14 protein-coding genes and 1 pseudogene are annotated in these 14654 nt (G+C 71.1%); 5 read left to right on the top strand and 10 right to left on the bottom strand.

What is annotated here, in order from left to right:
- Positions 1-81: 81 nt before the first annotated feature.
- On the bottom strand, positions 82-723 hold the full coding sequence (locus tag AC07BF_RS26130; protein ID WP_363584185.1) for an MBL fold metallo-hydrolase: 642 nt from the start codon (positions 721-723) through the stop codon (positions 82-84).
- A 62-nt stretch (positions 724-785) separates the two neighbouring features.
- Here AC07BF_RS26130 and AC07BF_RS26125 point away from each other — a divergent pair, with 62 nt between their 5' ends.
- Entirely contained in the window at positions 786-1211 is a 426-nt protein-coding gene (locus tag AC07BF_RS26125; protein WP_478333982.1) for a MarR family winged helix-turn-helix transcriptional regulator, read from the top strand.
- Here AC07BF_RS26125 and AC07BF_RS26120 read toward each other — a convergent pair.
- Both AC07BF_RS26120 and rpsA read right to left on the bottom strand, forming a co-directional pair.
- Positions 1191-3407 carry an MMPL family transporter gene (locus AC07BF_RS26120; protein WP_478333981.1) on the bottom strand — a complete coding sequence of 739 codons (2217 nt, stop codon included), beginning with the start codon at positions 3405-3407 and terminating at the stop codon, positions 1191-1193. The genes AC07BF_RS26125 and AC07BF_RS26120 overlap by 21 nt on opposite strands.
- A 247-nt stretch (positions 3408-3654) precedes the next feature.
- On the bottom strand, positions 3655-5145 hold the full coding sequence (gene rpsA, locus AC07BF_RS26115; protein ID WP_063347134.1) for a 30S ribosomal protein S1: 1491 nt from the start codon (positions 5143-5145) through the stop codon (positions 3655-3657).
- Between the two features lie 414 nt (positions 5146-5559).
- Between rpsA and AC07BF_RS26110 the strand changes: the two genes are divergently transcribed.
- Both AC07BF_RS26110 and hrpB read left to right on the top strand, forming a co-directional pair.
- Positions 5560-6414 carry a class I SAM-dependent methyltransferase gene (locus AC07BF_RS26110; RefSeq protein WP_402450973.1) on the top strand — a complete coding sequence of 285 codons (855 nt, stop codon included), beginning with the start codon at positions 5560-5562 and terminating at the stop codon, positions 6412-6414.
- A 52-nt stretch (positions 6415-6466) separates the two neighbouring features.
- A complete protein-coding gene (hrpB, locus tag AC07BF_RS26105; RefSeq protein WP_478334002.1) occupies positions 6467-8977 on the top strand; it encodes an ATP-dependent helicase HrpB in 2511 nt (836 codons plus the stop codon).
- A gap of 43 nt (positions 8978-9020) precedes the next feature.
- On the opposite strand, the gene AC07BF_RS26100 is transcribed toward hrpB, so the two are convergent.
- From AC07BF_RS26100 to AC07BF_RS26080, 5 genes and pseudogenes are all read right to left on the bottom strand, one after another.
- The gene (locus tag AC07BF_RS26100; RefSeq protein WP_478333980.1) at positions 9021-10271 is read right to left on the bottom strand and encodes a chymotrypsin family serine protease; all 1251 of its coding nucleotides are present in this window, start codon (positions 10269-10271) and stop codon (positions 9021-9023) included.
- A gap of 129 nt (positions 10272-10400) precedes the next feature.
- Positions 10401-10613, bottom strand: a complete 213-nt coding sequence (locus AC07BF_RS26095) for a DUF397 domain-containing protein (RefSeq protein WP_400988460.1) — start codon at positions 10611-10613, stop codon at positions 10401-10403.
- Positions 10613-10894 (bottom strand): annotated as a pseudogene (locus tag AC07BF_RS26090) (NUDIX domain-containing protein); the annotation flags it as partial. The gene AC07BF_RS26095 and the pseudogene AC07BF_RS26090, both read right to left, overlap by 1 nt.
- Before the next feature lie 39 nt (positions 10895-10933).
- The gene (locus AC07BF_RS26085) at positions 10934-11146 is read right to left on the bottom strand and encodes a DUF397 domain-containing protein (RefSeq protein ID WP_400333150.1); all 213 of its coding nucleotides are present in this window, start codon (positions 11144-11146) and stop codon (positions 10934-10936) included.
- A complete protein-coding gene (locus tag AC07BF_RS26080) occupies positions 11127-11957 on the bottom strand; it encodes a helix-turn-helix domain-containing protein (protein WP_400988458.1) in 831 nt (276 codons plus the stop codon). Before AC07BF_RS26080 ends, AC07BF_RS26085 begins: the two co-directional genes overlap by 20 nt.
- Positions 11958-12102: 145 nt before the next feature.
- Between AC07BF_RS26080 and AC07BF_RS26075 the strand changes: the two genes are divergently transcribed.
- Positions 12103-12552, top strand: coding sequence for an ATP-binding protein (locus tag AC07BF_RS26075; RefSeq protein WP_478333979.1), 450 nt, complete (start codon positions 12103-12105; stop codon positions 12550-12552).
- 13 nt (positions 12553-12565) lie between these two features.
- Entirely contained in the window at positions 12566-13150 is a 585-nt protein-coding gene (locus tag AC07BF_RS26070; RefSeq protein ID WP_478333978.1) for a hypothetical protein, read from the top strand.
- Between the two features lie 302 nt (positions 13151-13452).
- Here the strand turns inward: AC07BF_RS26070 and AC07BF_RS26065 are convergent, their stop codons facing one another.
- Together AC07BF_RS26065 and AC07BF_RS26060 are read right to left on the bottom strand one after the other, a co-directional pair.
- The gene (locus tag AC07BF_RS26065; RefSeq protein ID WP_478316966.1) at positions 13453-13977 is read right to left on the bottom strand and encodes a GNAT family N-acetyltransferase; all 525 of its coding nucleotides are present in this window, start codon (positions 13975-13977) and stop codon (positions 13453-13455) included.
- 69 nt (positions 13978-14046) lie between these two features.
- Positions 14047-14460 (bottom strand): GNAT family N-acetyltransferase, encoded by a 414-nt coding sequence (locus tag AC07BF_RS26060; RefSeq protein WP_478333977.1) that lies wholly within the window; start codon positions 14458-14460, stop codon positions 14047-14049.
- Positions 14461-14654: the final 194 nt, after the last annotated feature.

Below are 14654 nucleotides of genomic sequence, written 5' to 3'. Positions count from 1 at the left end.
GGCTACCGGCGCCCGGACCGCCGGGACCAGCGGCCGACCGCCGCGCAACCAGCACCGGCCCCGCCCCGCCCCCCGGCACCGTCAGCCCAGCTCCAGGCTCTCGCCCTCCCCGAGCACGGTCAGCTCCGCGCCCGTGCCCGGCCCGTCCGGCCCGAGCAGCCGGGTGGCGATCATGTGCCCGATCGGGCTCAGCGTCGCCTCGTGCACCGGCACCGCCACCCGCGGGGCGGCCTCCCGGACGTAGTCGACGACCTCACCGGCCTTGCTCCACGGCGCCGCGAGCGGCAGCAGCAGGGTGTCCACCGAGTGCGGCGGCACGGTGAACGCGTCGCCGGGGTGGAACAGCCGGCCGTCGAAGAGGAAGCCGATGTTCTTCACCCGCGGGATGTCCCGGTGGATGACCGCGTGCCACTCGCCGTGCACGCTCACCCCGACCCCGCCGACCTCGAAGGCGTCGCCCTCGCCGACCACGGCGACGCGCTGCGCCACGCCGTCCAGTTGGGCGGCCACCGCGCTGTTGGTCCACACCCGAAGGGCCGGGTCGGCCTCCAGGGCGGCGCGCAGCCGGGCCTCCTCGAAGTGGTCCATGTGCTCGTGGGTGATCAGGACGGCGTCGGCCCCGGTCAGCGCGGCGGGGTCGGTGAACGCCCCGGGGTCGACGACGACGGTCGTCCCGTCGTGCTCCAGGCGTACGCAGGCGTGTCCGAACTTGGTGATCCTCATGCGGCAGACCATACAGCATGACTGTACAGTTTTGCTGTGGAGGTTCCCGGTAGGCTTCTCCCATGAACAGTCCGGCTCCCGAAACCCTCGAACTCGCCGCCGAGCTGCGCGCCGCCATCGGCGACCTGGTCCGCTCCCTGCGCCCGGACGAAGAGCTGCCGCAGAACCAGGCCGGCGTCCTCGGCGTCCTCGTCCGCGACGAACGCGCCTGCACCGTCGCCGAACTCGCCGAGCACCAGCGCGTCCGCCACCAGTCGATGGCCCGCACCGTCGCCCTGCTGACCGAGGCCGGGCTCGTCACCCAGCAGCCCCACCCCACCGACGGCCGGAAACTGCTGGTCACCGCGACCGGAGCGGGCCGCGCCGCCCTGCTGGAGCAGCGCGCCCGCCGGGAGCAGCGGATCGCCACCGCCATCGAGGCCCGCCTCACCCCGGAGGAGCGGCTGACCCTGAGGGCGGGCGTCGACCTACTGCGCCGACTGCGCTGAACCCACCAGGTCCCTGGCCTCCGGCCGCGGAGCCGGAACGGCCGTCGCGCCGACGGTCGGCAGTTCGACGTGCTCGCTCAGCCCGAAGCGCCGGTGCAGGCGCCGCAGCGGGGCGGGCGCCCACCAGTTGAACTCGCCGAACAGGCTCATCGCGGCGGGCACCAGCAGGCAGCGCACCAGGGTGGCGTCCACCGCGACGGCGACGGCCAGCGCGATGCCCATCTGCTTGACCATGAGCATGTCCCCGAGGGCGAACCCGGCGAACACGATCACCATCAGCAGCGCCGCCGAGGTGATGATCCGGCCACTGCGCTGGACCCCGAGCTCCACCGCCCTGGTGCAGCTGTGTCCCTTGTCCCGCAGTTCCTTGATCCGGGCGAGCAGGAACACCTCGTAGTCCATGGACAGCCCGAACGCGAAGGCGAAGACCAGCACCGGGATGAAGGTCTCCAGCCCGCCGGTGGGGCTGAAGCCGAGCAGCCCGCTGAAGTACCCGTCCTGGAACACCAGGGTGAGCGCGCCGAGCGAGGCGCCCAGCGACAGCAGGTTCATCAGCAGCGCCTTGACCGGCATCACCACCGAGCCGGTCATCAGGAAGAGCAGCACCAGCGTGCCGACCGCGACCAGCCCGAGTGCCCAGGGGCCCCGCGACATCAGCTCGTCCTTGAAGTCGACGACCGAGGCCGCGCCGCCGGTGACGTAGGTCTTCAGCCCACCGCGGTCGGCCCGCAGTTCCTGGACGACCTGTTTGGCCTGGTGGCCCTGCGGGTCGCCGTGGACGAGCACGTCGACGGTGGACACCGAGTCGCTCACCGGGGTCACCGCCCGCACCCCGGCGACCCCGGGCAGCTTGGCGACGACGTCGTCCGCGTACGCCTGGGCGACGGGCGCGCCGCCCTCGACGACGACGGTGATCGGCGCGGCCGCGGCCTGCGGGAAGCGCTGGTCGACGGCGTCGGCGACCTGCCGCCCGGCCGAGGAGGCGGGCAGCACGGCGGCGCCGGAGTTGCGCATGTCGGCGTGCAGGAAGGGCGCGCCGGCGGCCATCAGCAGGGCGACGCAGGCGAGCGCGACCGGCACCGCCCGCTTGCCGACCCGGCGGACGGTCCGGCTGAAGAAGCCCTCGTCGGGGACGGGCGCGGCGGGCGCCTTGATCCGGGAGCCGGCGAAGCCGAGCAGCGCGGGGATCAGGGTCAGCGCGGCGGCGACCGCGATCACCACCACGCTCACCCCGGCGGCGGCGACCGCGCCGAGCACCGGGCTGGTGAAGACGAACAGGCCGGAGAGCGCGACGGCGACGGTGAGGCCGGAGAAGGCGACGGTGCGCCCGGCGGTCGCGGCGGTGCGTTCGACGGCGGCGGCGATGCCCGCGCCGTGCCCGCGTTCCTCCCGGAAGCGGTTCACCATGAGCAGCGCGTAGTCGATCGAGAGCCCGAGCCCGAGCACGGTGGCGATCGGCAGCACGCTGGTGTCGATGTCCATGATCCGGCTGAAACCGAACATGGCCAGCAGCGCGCCGCCCACCGAGGCGACCGCGCCGATCACCGGCAGGCTGGCCGCGGCGAGGCCGCCGAAGACCAGCACCATGACGATCAGGGTGAGCGGCAGCGTCACCATCTCGCCGAAGCGGGTGTCCTGTTCGGTCTGCTTCTTGACCTCGTCCTGGAGCACCAGGTCCCCGCCGACGGTGACGTGGGCGCCGGCCTCGCCGTTCAGCGCGGCGAGGCGCTGGGTGACGGCGTCGGTCTGGGCGGAGGTGCTGGTGTCGGCCATCCGTACGGTGACCAGGCTCGCGGTGCCGTCGGCGGAGCGCAGTGCTGCGGGCGCCGGGCCGGTGCCGTAGGCGTCGAGCGCGGAGGAGACGCCGGGGAGGGCGGCGAGGTCGGCGGTGACCTTGGTGACGGCGGCCCGTACGGCCGGGTCGTCGACCGGCTTCCCGTCCACGACGGCGGTGACGGTGCCGCGGGCCGGGTCGGTCGCGGCGACCACCGCGTTGCCCCGGTCGGCTTCGGCGGTGGCGGAGGAGGCACCGGCCACCGTTCCTTCGAAGACCCGGCCGCCGATCAGCACGCCCACGACCAGGACGACGGCCCAGAGGCCGAGCACCCAGCGGCGGTGGCGGAAGCAGAACCGGCCGAGGGCGGCGAGCCGCCCGGGGACCGCGGGGTCGCCGGCAGCGGTGGGAGCGTTGCGCATCAAGGAGGCCTTTCGGGCAGCTCCCCTCAATGTAGGTGCAACCCGATGTTCGACCTATAGACGGACAATGAGCCACATCTCACAAAATTCCTTCACATAAACCACAAATAAGTGAAGGCGAAAAACGAAAGAACGTGAAGTAAAAGACCCCGGCCAAAGGCGGAAAACGAAATGGGCCCCACCCGGATTTCTCCGGGTGGGGCCCATCGTTCAGCTATGCGCCAGGCACTGGCAGCGGGTCAGAGCTTCAGCTCTGGCCGCCCGCCAGCTTCTCGCGCAGGGCCGCCAGGGCCTCGTCCGAGGCGAGAGCGCCGGAGCCCTCGTCGCTGCTGGACGAGTAGGAGCCACCGGCAGCGGCGGCGACGGCGTCGCCACCCTCGGCAGCGGCCTCGGCGTCGGCCTCACGGCTCTTGATGACCTGGGCCTGGTGCTGCTCGAAGCGGGACTGCGCCTCGGCGTACTGGCGCTCCCACTCCTCACGCTGCTTCTCGAAGCCGGCCAGCCAGTCGTTCGCCTCGGGGTCGAAGCCCTCCGGGTAGATGTAGTTGCCCTGGTCGTCGTACGAGGCGGCCATGCCGTACAGGGTCGGGTCGAACTCGACCTCGGCCGGGTTGGCACCCAGCGCCTCGTTGGCCTGCTTGAGCGACAGGCTGATGCGGCGACGCTCGAGGTCGATGTCGATGACCTTGACGAAGATCTCGTCGCCGACCTGGACGACCTGCTCCGGGATCTCCACGTGGCGCTCGGCCAGCTCGGAGATGTGGACCAGACCCTCGATGCCCTCGTCCACGCGGACGAACGCACCGAACGGAACCAGCTTGGTGACCTTACCCGGAACGACCTGGCCGATCTGGTGGGTACGGGCGAACTGCTGCCACGGGTCCTCCTGGGTCGCCTTCAGCGACAGGGAGACGCGCTCGCGGTCCATGTCAACGTCGAGAACCTCGACGGTGACCTCCTGGCCGACCTCGACAACCTCGGACGGGTGGTCGATGTGCTTCCAGGACAGCTCGGAGACGTGCACCAGGCCGTCGACGCCACCCAGGTCCACGAAGGCACCGAAGTTGACGATCGAGGAGACGACGCCGGAGCGCACCTGGCCCTTCTGCAGGGTGGTGAGGAAGGTCTGGCGGACCTCGCTCTGGGTCTGCTCCAGCCAGGCACGGCGGGACAGGACCACGTTGTTGCGGTTCTTGTCCAGCTCGATGATCTTGGCCTCGAGCTCCTTGCCCACGTAGGGCTGGAGGTCGCGGACGCGGCGCATCTCGACGAGCGAGGCCGGCAGGAAGCCACGGAGGCCGATGTCGAGGATGAGACCACCCTTGACGACCTCGATGACGGTACCGGTGACGATGCCGTCCTCTTCCTTGATCTTCTCGATCGTGCCCCAGGCACGCTCGTACTGAGCGCGCTTCTTGGACAGGATGAGACGACCCTCCTTGTCCTCCTTCTGGAGAACCAGGGCCTCGATGTTGTCACCGACGGCGACGACCTCGTGCGGGTCGACGTCGTGCTTGATCGAGAGCTCGCGGGACGGGATGACGCCCTCGGTCTTGTAACCGATGTCGAGGAGGACCTCGTCACGGTCGACCTTCACGATGACGCCCTCGACGATGTCGCCATCGTTGAAGTACTTGATGGTCTCGTCGATGGCGGCGAGGAACGCCTCGGCGTCGCCGATGTCGTTGACCGCGACCTGCGGGGTGGTGCTGAGGGAGGAGTCGGTGGGGCTCGTCATTAGGAAAAGGGCTCCGGTACGGACATGAAAGTCGTAGGTAATGCCACGCGGAGGGCCCGTATCGCTCCCACCGAAAGCCGGACAGCCAAGAACACGGCGCACCGGCATTCCCGCACAGCGAGAAATCCGGCGTCCGTCTTGCGACCGTGGGGTCTTCGACAGATGCGAGCGCGACCTGCTCCGTCTGAGGCGCGCAGGCCCGCAGCGCAACTTGTAGCATACGGGGACGGCCAGGCACGGTCAACGCCAAGAGCGGCAAGACGGTGGAGCCCGGTGTGGATCAGGCCATATCCTCCGATTGCGCACCTTGCGGTGGCGCCCGAAGGGGGCCCTTCCCCGGATGCCACCACCAGGATCGGGTCCTTGACGGGCCCGGTCTCGGCAGCGGCGCTTCCGCACTCCACACCCTACGCGATGGGCATTATCACCGTGGCCACCACCCCCCAGTCCGACCTGCATGATCTTGACGGCGACGGCGACGACGCGGTACGGCGCGCGGCCGGCACCGGGGAGAGCAGCCGGGCCAGCCGGCACTGGTGGGACCGCAACGCCGACGAGTACCAGGACGAGCACGGGGAGTTCCTCGGCGACGACCGCTTCACCTGGTGCCCCGAAGGCCTCGACGAGGCCGACGCCCACCTCCTCGGCGAGGTCGCGGACAAGGACGTGCTGGAGATCGGCGCCGGCGCCGCCCAGTGCTCGCGCTGGCTGGCCGGCCGCGGCGCCCGCCCCGTCGCCCTGGACATCTCCCACCGCCAACTCCAGCACTCCCGCCGGATCGACCTCGGCCGCGGCGCCACCCCCGTCGCCGTCGTCCAGGCCGACGCCGCCGTCCTGCCCTTCGCCGACGCCTCCTTCGACCTCGCCTGCTCCGCCTACGGCGCCGTCCCGTTCAGCGCCGACACCGCCGCCCTGATGCGCGAGGTGCACCGGGTACTGCGCCCCGGCGGCCGCTGGGTGTTCTCCGTCACCCACCCGATCCGCTGGGCCTTCCCCGACGAGCCCGGCGTCGAGGGCCTCACCGCCGCCTCCTCCTACTTCGACCGCACCCCCTACGTCGAGGAGGACGAGCACGGCCGTGCCAGCTACGTCGAGCACCACCGCACCATCGGCGACCGGGTCCGCGAACTCGTCGGCGCCGGATTCCGGTTGACCGACCTGGTCGAGCCCGAGTGGCCGGCCGGCCTGGAGCAGGAGTGGGGCGGCTGGTCCCCGCTGCGCGGGCGGCTGATCCCCGGCACCGCGATCTTCGTCGCCGAGCGGGGCTGACGCCTTGCCGAACCCCGCCTTGCCCGACCCCGCCTCGCCGAACCCCGCCTCGCTGAACCCCGCCTGGCGCGAACTGCCCGTCCGCAGCGCCCTGCCCGCACTGCACGACGCGCTGGACGGGCCGGGCACCGCCGTCCTCGCCGCCCCGCCCGGCACCGGCAAGACGACCCTGGTGCCGCTCGCGCTCGCCGGTCTGCTCGATCCCGGGCGTCCGACGCTTCGCGTGCTGGTCGCCGAACCGCGCCGGCTCGCCGTCCGGGCCGCCGCCCGGCGGATGGCCTGGCTGCTGGGCGAGGCGGTCGGCGGGCAGGTCGGCTACACCGTGCGCGGGGACCGTCGCGTCGGGCCCTCCACCGTCGTCGAGGTGGTCACCACCGGCGTACTGCTGCAACGGCTCCAGCGCGACCAGGAGTTGCCCGGAGTGGACGTGGTCGTCCTGGACGAGTGCCACGAACGGCACCTGGACGCCGACACCGCGCTCGCCTTCCTCCTCGACGTCCGGGCGGCACTGCGGCCCGAACTGCGGCTGGTCTGCGCCTCGGCCACCTCCGACACCGCGGCCTGGGCCGAACTCCTCGGCGGCGCGCCGGTGGTGGAGGCGCACGGGGTCTCCCACCCGGTCGAGACGGTGTGGGCACCGCCGCCGCGCGCCGTCCGGCCCGCCCACGGCACCCGGGTCGACCCGGCGCTGCTCGACCACGTCGCCGCCACCGTCCGGCGGGCGCTCGCCGAGCAGGCGGGCGACGTGCTCTGCTTCCTGCCCGGCGTCGGCGAGATCAGCCGTGTCGCCGGGCAGTTGTCCACCGTGGCGGCGGACGTCCTACAACTCCACGGCCGCGCCCCGCAGGCCGTCCAGGACGCCGCCCTCACCCCCTCGGACGGCCGCCGCGTCGTGCTCGCCACCGCCGTCGCCGAGTCCTCGCTCACCGTGCCCGGCGTCCGCGTCGTCATCGACGCCGGGCTCGCCCGCGAACCGCGCACCGACCACGCCCGCGGCCTGGCCGGCCTGGTCACCGTCCGCGCCTCGCTCGCCGCCGCCCGCCAGCGCGCCGGCCGTGCGGGCCGCGAGGCCCCCGGCACCGTGTACCGCTGCTGGAACGAGGCCGAGGACGCCCTCGCCGCCCGCTTCCCCACCCCCGAGATCGCCCTCGCCGACCTCACCACGTTCGCTCTCCAGGCCGCCTGCTGGGGCGACCCGGACGCCACCGGCCTCGCCCTGCCCGACGCCCCGCCCGCCGGGGCGATGGCCGCCGCCCGGCAGACCCTCCAGGCCCTCGGCGCCGTCGACGCCGACGGCCGGGCGACTCCGCGCGGCGTGCGCCTCGCCCGCACCGGGCTGCACCCCCGGCTGGGGCGGGCGCTCGTGGACGGCGCCTCTGCCGTCGGCGCCCGTCGGGCCGCCGAGGTGGTCGCCCTGCTCTCCGAGGAACCGCCGCGCGCCCTCGGCGACGACCTCGGCGCGGTCTGGCGGGCGGTCCGCTCCTCCAACGACCCCTACGCCGGCCGCTGGCGCGAGGAAGTCCGCCGCCTGCTGCGCGCCGCCGGCTCCGAAGCCGCCACTCAGCTACCCGACACGACCGCCGCCGGCCTCGTCGTCGCCCTCGCCTTCCCCGAACGCATCGCCCGCGCCCGGGTCGAACGCCCCGCCCCCGGCGAGCGCAGCCCGTACCTGATGGCCTCCGGGACGGCGGCCGAACTCGCGCCCGGCACCGCGCTCGGCGCACTGCCGTGGCTCGCCATCGCAGTCGCCGACCGCCCGGCCGGTTCCCCGTCCGCCCGGATCCTGCACGCTGCGGCACTGGACGAGGACACCGCCCGGCTTGCCGGTGCCTCGCTGCTCGAATCCCGCGAGGAAGTCCACTGGGACACCCGCCGCGACGAGGTCGTCTCCCGCCGGGTCGAATCGCTGGGCGCGATCGAACTCGCCGAGAAGCCGCTCAGCCGCCCCGACCGGGCCCTCGTCCGCACCGCCATCCTCGAAGGCCTGGCCCGCGAGGGCATCAGCACCCTGCTGACATTCCCCTCCGGCCTGCGCGAACGCCTCGCCTTCCTGCACGCGGCGATCGGCGCCCCCTGGCCGGACGTCTCGGACGAAGCACTGCTGGAACGCGCCGACGAGTGGCTGGAGCCCGAACTCTCCCGCGCCCGTCGCCGCGCCGACCTCGCCCGCATCGATACGACTGCCGCCCTGCAACGCCTGCTCCCCTGGGCCACCGGCGAGGCAGGCCGCCTGGACGAGCTGGCCCCCGAACGCATCACCGTGCCGTCCGGCTCGAAGATACGCGTCGACTACAGCACCGAACGCCCGTTCCTGGCCGTCAAGTTGCAGGAACTCTTCGGCTGGACCAAGACCCCTGCCCTGGCCGCCGGCCGCGTCCCGCTGACCATTCACCTGCTCTCCCCCGCCGGTCGCCCCGCCGCCGTCACCGGCGACCTGGAGAGCTTCTGGCAGAACGGCTACCGCGCCGTCCGCGCAGAGCTGAGAGGCCGCTACCCCCGCCACCCCTGGCCCGAGGACCCGTCGACAGCGGAGCCCACCCGCCGCCTCAACCCGCGGAACTGACACTCCTCCTCGGCGGGGGCGGGATTCCCGGCTCGCGCTGCCGTCAGGAGATCGAGAAGCCCATCTGGTTCACCACCGGCGTCATCGGCACGTAGAGCACCTGCGCGTAGCAGGTCGTCGAGTGTGCCGTCGATCCAGCCGGGCAACCGACCTCCGACCTTCCGGCCACGATCACGCCGCGAGCCTCCATGTCGCCGTTCGCGCCGGACGGGTTGGCGAGTGCGGGGCCGCCGCTGTCGCCCTTCGCGCCGATCGCCCGTCGGTCACCACCCTTCGACTCCGCGATGTCCACCGGCTTGATCTTCGTCCCCTCGTCGTTCGTCGTCTCGACATCGACCTTCTTGACCTCCACGTCGCACTTCCACCCCGACTGGGCGCCGCTGAGGCAGACGAGGTCCCCCACGTTGTTGCGTCCGATCCCGTACGTGCGTCGCGACGAACCGCCGCTGTCCGACCAGGCGCCGTCGTAGAACCGGCCGGCGCCGCCGCCGTTGATCGCGATCATGCCGACGTCCAAACCGTCGCCGATCGCGTACAGGTCGCCGATGTAGCCGTTGGTGCCGTTGTAGTACCGGCCGGCGCCGCAGTGTGCGGCGGTCAGCAGCACCTTCGTCCTGTCCTTCCAACCGCTGAACGCGGTCGAGCAGAACGAGGCCTTGCCGGTGTTGACTTCGGCGCCCGCGTAGTACGGCGCGCTGTCGGAGTGCCGGCTGCCGGACAGCGCTGCCGGGATGCCCTCGACGGTGGCCGTCACCGGCATCCCGGCGATCTCGGCGGCCATCCGGGAGTACGCCTGCTCGGTCGTGGCGCCGCCGGTCGGCCGCGTCGCCTTCGTCGGCACGTACGTGATCGCGATGGCGGTGCCGTCCTCCTGCGGGCCGATCGACGTCCATGCCTCGGGCGCCACAGCGGCGGTGAACCGGTCGATCGCGGCACGCATCTCCGCACGGGAGTAAGGGCTTTGGTGAACGTCGACGGTGTAGCCGGGGCCGGCGTTCGCGTCGAGCAGCGCCCGGACCTCGGTCGGGGCCTCGCCCTTCCAGTAGATGTCGGCGTGCTGGTTCGACGCGTCGATCACGGTCCCGGCGTAGCCGTCCGCCGCCGGAGCGCCGGACTCCACCCAGTCCTGCACCGGGTCCGTCATGCGGTGGAGCCTCTGCTGGGCTTGCGGGTCGCGGAGCACCGGCAGGCTGACCGACGGGACCGGCCCGTCCGGCGCGGCGTCGGCGGCGACGAGGGCGGAGGCGGTCACGGCGGACAGGGCCAGGAACAGCATGAGGCGGGAGCGGCGCATACGCGGTCCTTCGACGGAGCTGGCGGGCCGATATCCAGCGTAGGGACCGAACCGCGTTTCGCCTGGTCAGAAGGCGCGTTTCAGGCTGCGACAGGCGCATGCGGAAGGCGATGCGCCCCCGGCGGCGGGTCACCGCTCCGGGAAGTCACCGGCCTGGACGGAGGAGAGGAAGGACGTCCAGGCCGAGGCCGGGAAGACGAGCACCGGCCCGTGCGGGTCCTTGGAGTCACGCACGGGGACGAGGCCGGGGAATCCGGGGGCCACCTCGATGCAGTCGCCCCCGTTGTCGCCGCTGTAGCTGCTCTTGCGCCAGCTGACCGTGCCGAACTCGTTCCACGTCATCCGTCGTCGTAGGCGAAGACGTGCCGGGGGTCGGTATAGGTGCCGACGATCCCGGTGATCTCGACGTCGACACCGGTCTCCTCGCGCGTCTCCCGGATCCCGCACCCGGCGAGCGACTCGCCGATGTCCATCCTGCCGCCGGGCAGGGCCCACATCCCGTTGTCAGTCCGGCGCTGAAGGAGGACGCAGCCGGTGTCGTCGACCACGACGACGGACGCGGCCGGAACGAGCGAGTTCGCCTCGGGGGCGTCCGGGTCGTCCTCGTAATCACGCCTGGGCATGCTCTTCCGCCTCCGCTGTCAAAAGACGTGCGAGCCTCCTCAGACGTCGCCGAACTCGCCAGAACGGACGGCGCCGACGAAGCTGGACCAGGCGTCGACCGGGAACGCCAAGGCTGGTCCGTCGGGGTCCTTGGAGTCGCGAACCGTTCCAGGGCGCGAGTCGTCGACCTCGACACACCCGCCTTGCCCGTTGCTGTAGGAACTCTTTCGCCACGCGGCGTCAGCCGGGTGGTCATCGTGCGTGCCGTTCATAATCGTTCCGTGCCTCCCGGATCATGGCCGCGCTGTCCGGCCGGGTGAGAGCGTCGACCTGAAGGCGATCGTACTGGCCAGCCCATCCGGCCACGACCTCAGAGTCCCGTTCCAGAAGGCTCCGCCCCAGCGTTTCGGTGTACCCAACCATCGTGCGAGTGGGCAGGGTCAACAAGGTGACCGAGTGCGAGAAGGGGCGCGACTCACCAAGCGTGAACGGGGCGACTTGGAGGATGACGTGGGGGCGCGCCGCAAGGTCTTCCAGATATTGCATCTGGCGGGCCATAACAGCCGCTCCGCCGATTTGACGCCGTAGAACCGACTCGTCGAGGACCACGTGGACCGTCACAGGACGGTCGAGCAGCCGCTGGCGTCCGGCCAAGACCTTCAGCCGCTCCTCCGCCTGCTCCTGCGTGGCTTCACCCCGTCGAACCGGCGCCATCTCGTACGCGGCACTGTAGTCCGGGTGCTGGAGCATGCCAGGCACCATGTCCAGCTCGAAGATCCGAATGGCCACGGACTCCCGCTCTTTGGCTGCGTACTGGTCGAAGCCCTCGAACAGAACTCTCTGTCCGGACTGGCGCCACTCTCGTTCGAACTGATCCGTTTCAAACACGCCATCAATTCTCTTCGAAAATTTACTGGTTGGAGACTTTCGTCCAGTTTCCACGGCGGAGATGTGAACGGCAGAGTACCCGACGAGTCCCCCCAACTGTTCCTGCGTCCAGCCTCTCGCCTCTCTGGCCTGCCGAAGCAGCACACCAAACTTGGCGGTGGGTGAGGAGTCGGGGTCAAGTTCCTTACGGTTCATGATCGCTAGCGACTTTCCCTTCCGGTCCGAAGAGTTGAAGGCATGGCCAATACTAAGCCACAGTGAGTGCTCTGGGTAGTCGCATCACTACACATCGAAGCGACGCCGTGACGCTCTTCCACTCCGCCCTCCGAGGTGCCTCGCCATGCTCAAAACCTGCGCCGCCCACCGCCCCCGAACGTTCGCCGCGCGCCTGGACTCCCGCACCGAATCCACCCCCGTCGCCCGGCAGTTGCTCCGCGCCTACCTCGCCGCGCTCCCCACCGGCGACCGCTACCGCGACACCGCCGAACTCCTCCTCGGCGAACTCTTCGCCAACGCCGTCCAGCACACCGACGCCCCCACCGACCGCCTCATCGAAATCCGCTTCGCCCTCACCGCCGACCGCCTCCGACTCGAAGTCCACGACGCCGGCACCGGCCGCCCCTCCCTCCACACCCCCACCCCCGACGACGAACACGGACGCGGCGTCCTCCTCGTCAACGAACTCGCCGAGAAATGGGGCTGCTGCCCCCGCGCCGGCGGCGTCGGCAAGTTCGTCTGGGCCCTGATCGCCCCCGCACCCTCCCCCACTTCCACCCTCCTCACCGTCTGAACAGGCACCCACCATGCGACTCCCCCTCACCGCCCGCCACCTGTTCGACACCGGCTCCACCCCCGCCGACACCTACGCCACCCTCGCCCGCCGCACCCGCGAACCCCTGCGCTCCGCCCGCGCCGTCTGCACCGCCCTCGGCATCCCCGCCGCCGAAACCCAACGCCGCCTCGACGACTGCTACGACGCCCTCCTCGCCAGCCCCCGCCCCGGCACAGAGAACGACACCGGCGAACTCCTCGAAGCCCTCGGCGTCTTCGACATCCCCAAAACCCCCGACAACCGCGACCTCGCCGTCATCGAACTCTTCCTCACCGCCATCGACGCCCACGGCAGCATCCGCGCCGGCCACCAACACGGCCTCACCCGCTGGTTCACCACCGGCAACCTCACCACCGCCTACCTCTCCCTCACCGCCACCCACCCCCACCCCACCACCGGCGACCCCACCCACTACTGGACCACCCTCACCACCGCCGGCGAACTCCTCACCACCACCCCCAACCCCGACCCCCGCCTCAAACCCGCCCTCACCCACTGCCGCACCCAAGCCCAAGCCCAAGCCCAAGCCCAAGCCACCCACGCAACCCACCCATGAACACAGGAAGTCGACCCACCCGACTTCCTGCGCACACCCGCCCCCAACCCCCGCAGAGCCCACCTGCCGCACACCGCCCTGGCTTCGTTCACTTCCAGCAGTAGCGTTTGTCTGCCGGTTTGAGCCGCGGTTGCCGATCTTGAGGACCGTGGATGTTCACGAGAAACAGCAGCAGTCCACGGGGCGGCCCGCCACCCCTTCCGGCGGCGGGCCGTCGAGTCTGCATTCGCCCCACCCACGAGCTCGTGGCGTGGGTTCTCCCGCAGCTGGCCTTCGAGGCAGTTGCTGCCAACGCGGGTAGCTCAGCTGTTGAGGCTGGGTGCGACCTCGCGGGTCATACGGAGGTTGGGCAGCCTTCCTTGCCAAAGCTCTCGCTCGCTCGTGGCCTTGAATCCGTGGCGCTGGTAGAAGCGGACCGCGCTGTCGTTGTAGTCGGTGGCCCATAGGCATATGGGTGTGGCTCCGGCCCAGGTGAGGAACTCGGTCATCATGCGGCCACCGAGTCCCTGGCCCTGGACGTGTTCCAGCAGATACATCGGTCCGAGAGTGACCACCTCGCCGCGGCGCCCGCAGAGAACGCCGACGATCTCGGTTTCAGAACGGAGAACACGGCAGAACAGCAGATCCGGGTCCTGGTTCGCTGCCTCGATGAACTCCCGCCACTGGTTGATGCCTTCCGCGGTAGCTGACGAGCCGCGATGCTCACGGATCCAGTCCTCGTCGATCCCCACCTCCGGGTTGGGGTATGTCTGCAGCCAAGCCCTCAGCAGCAACGGCCCCAACTGCGCGGAGTCACCCGGACGAGCAGCTTCGATCACGTAAGTCATGGCAACGATCCTCACCGATCACCCACCGCTTCAGACTGCCCAGTCATCCCTGCGACGGAGGCGGAACGCTCAGAGTCGCATGAGCCCGGCGGCGGTCGGCCGGAATCCGCACTGACCGTAGAAGGACTCCAGGTGCGGTTCGTAGTCGACGTGCAGCCACTCGGCACCGCGTGCGCTCGCCTCGCTGGCAGCCGCCCTCACCAACCGGGTCCCGAGCCCCTGCCCGCGCTCGTCCGGGTGCACGGTGGTGTCCAGGACGAAGGCGTGCACACCGCCGTCGCCGACGACGTTGACGAATCCGACCAGCCGGTTCCCCCGGCACGCCGCGATCCAAGCCAGACTGCGGGCCAGCATCGGCGCGAAGGAGGTCGGCTTGTGATTCGGCCACGACGCGCTGAACAGCTCGTCGAGTTCGGCATCCGTCAGCTCAGGACACACCGCCAACACCTCGTCATCGGCCCACGACACATCACTGATCACCATGCGAGGCAGCCTGCCATGCATCCACGGCCGTGATCGCCGCTCCACTCGTCGCCCGAGACCTCGAAGGCGCCGGCCCCGCGCGCGGTCGTCGACGGCGACGGGCCGAGCTGGGGGGGGGGGGGGGGGGCCCCCCCCCCCCTCCCCCCCCCCCCCCCCCCCCCCCGCCAACAAACACCCCCCCCCCCCTCCCCCCC

Source organism: Kitasatospora sp. NPDC043950 (genome assembly GCF_056435345.1).
The sequence above is the reverse complement of the archived record's forward strand: the minus strand, read 5'-3'. Positions and strand labels throughout refer to the sequence as shown.

What these genes read in the sequence shown, in the direction of transcription:
- AC07BF_RS26070 (WP_478333978.1), top strand. Translation starts at nt 12,566, where the DNA reads ATGCGACTCCCCCTCACCGCCCGCCACCTGTTCGACACCGGCTCCACC.
- AC07BF_RS26110 (WP_402450973.1), top strand. Translation starts at nt 5,560, where the DNA reads ATGGGCATTATCACCGTGGCCACCACCCCCCAGTCCGACCTGCATGAT.
- AC07BF_RS26065 (WP_478316966.1), bottom strand. Translation starts at nt 13,977, where the DNA reads ATGACTTACGTGATCGAAGCTGCTCGTCCGGGTGACTCCGCGCAGTTG.
- AC07BF_RS26125 (WP_478333982.1), top strand. Translation starts at nt 786, where the DNA reads ATGAACAGTCCGGCTCCCGAAACCCTCGAACTCGCCGCCGAGCTGCGC.
- AC07BF_RS26095 (WP_400988460.1), bottom strand. Translation starts at nt 10,613, where the DNA reads ATGACGTGGAACGAGTTCGGCACGGTCAGCTGGCGCAAGAGCAGCTAC.
- AC07BF_RS26130 (WP_363584185.1), bottom strand. Translation starts at nt 723, where the DNA reads ATGAGGATCACCAAGTTCGGACACGCCTGCGTACGCCTGGAGCACGAC.
- AC07BF_RS26080 (WP_400988458.1), bottom strand. Translation starts at nt 11,957, where the DNA reads ATGAACCGTAAGGAACTTGACCCCGACTCCTCACCCACCGCCAAGTTT.
- AC07BF_RS26085 (WP_400333150.1), bottom strand. Translation starts at nt 11,146, where the DNA reads ATGAACGGCACGCACGATGACCACCCGGCTGACGCCGCGTGGCGAAAG.
- AC07BF_RS26120 (WP_478333981.1), bottom strand. Translation starts at nt 3,407, where the DNA reads ATGCGCAACGCTCCCACCGCTGCCGGCGACCCCGCGGTCCCCGGGCGG.
- AC07BF_RS26100 (WP_478333980.1), bottom strand. Translation starts at nt 10,271, where the DNA reads ATGCGCCGCTCCCGCCTCATGCTGTTCCTGGCCCTGTCCGCCGTGACC.
- AC07BF_RS26060 (WP_478333977.1), bottom strand. Translation starts at nt 14,460, where the DNA reads ATGGTGATCAGTGATGTGTCGTGGGCCGATGACGAGGTGTTGGCGGTG.
- AC07BF_RS26075 (WP_478333979.1), top strand. Translation starts at nt 12,103, where the DNA reads ATGCTCAAAACCTGCGCCGCCCACCGCCCCCGAACGTTCGCCGCGCGC.
- rpsA (WP_063347134.1), bottom strand. Translation starts at nt 5,145, where the DNA reads ATGACGAGCCCCACCGACTCCTCCCTCAGCACCACCCCGCAGGTCGCG.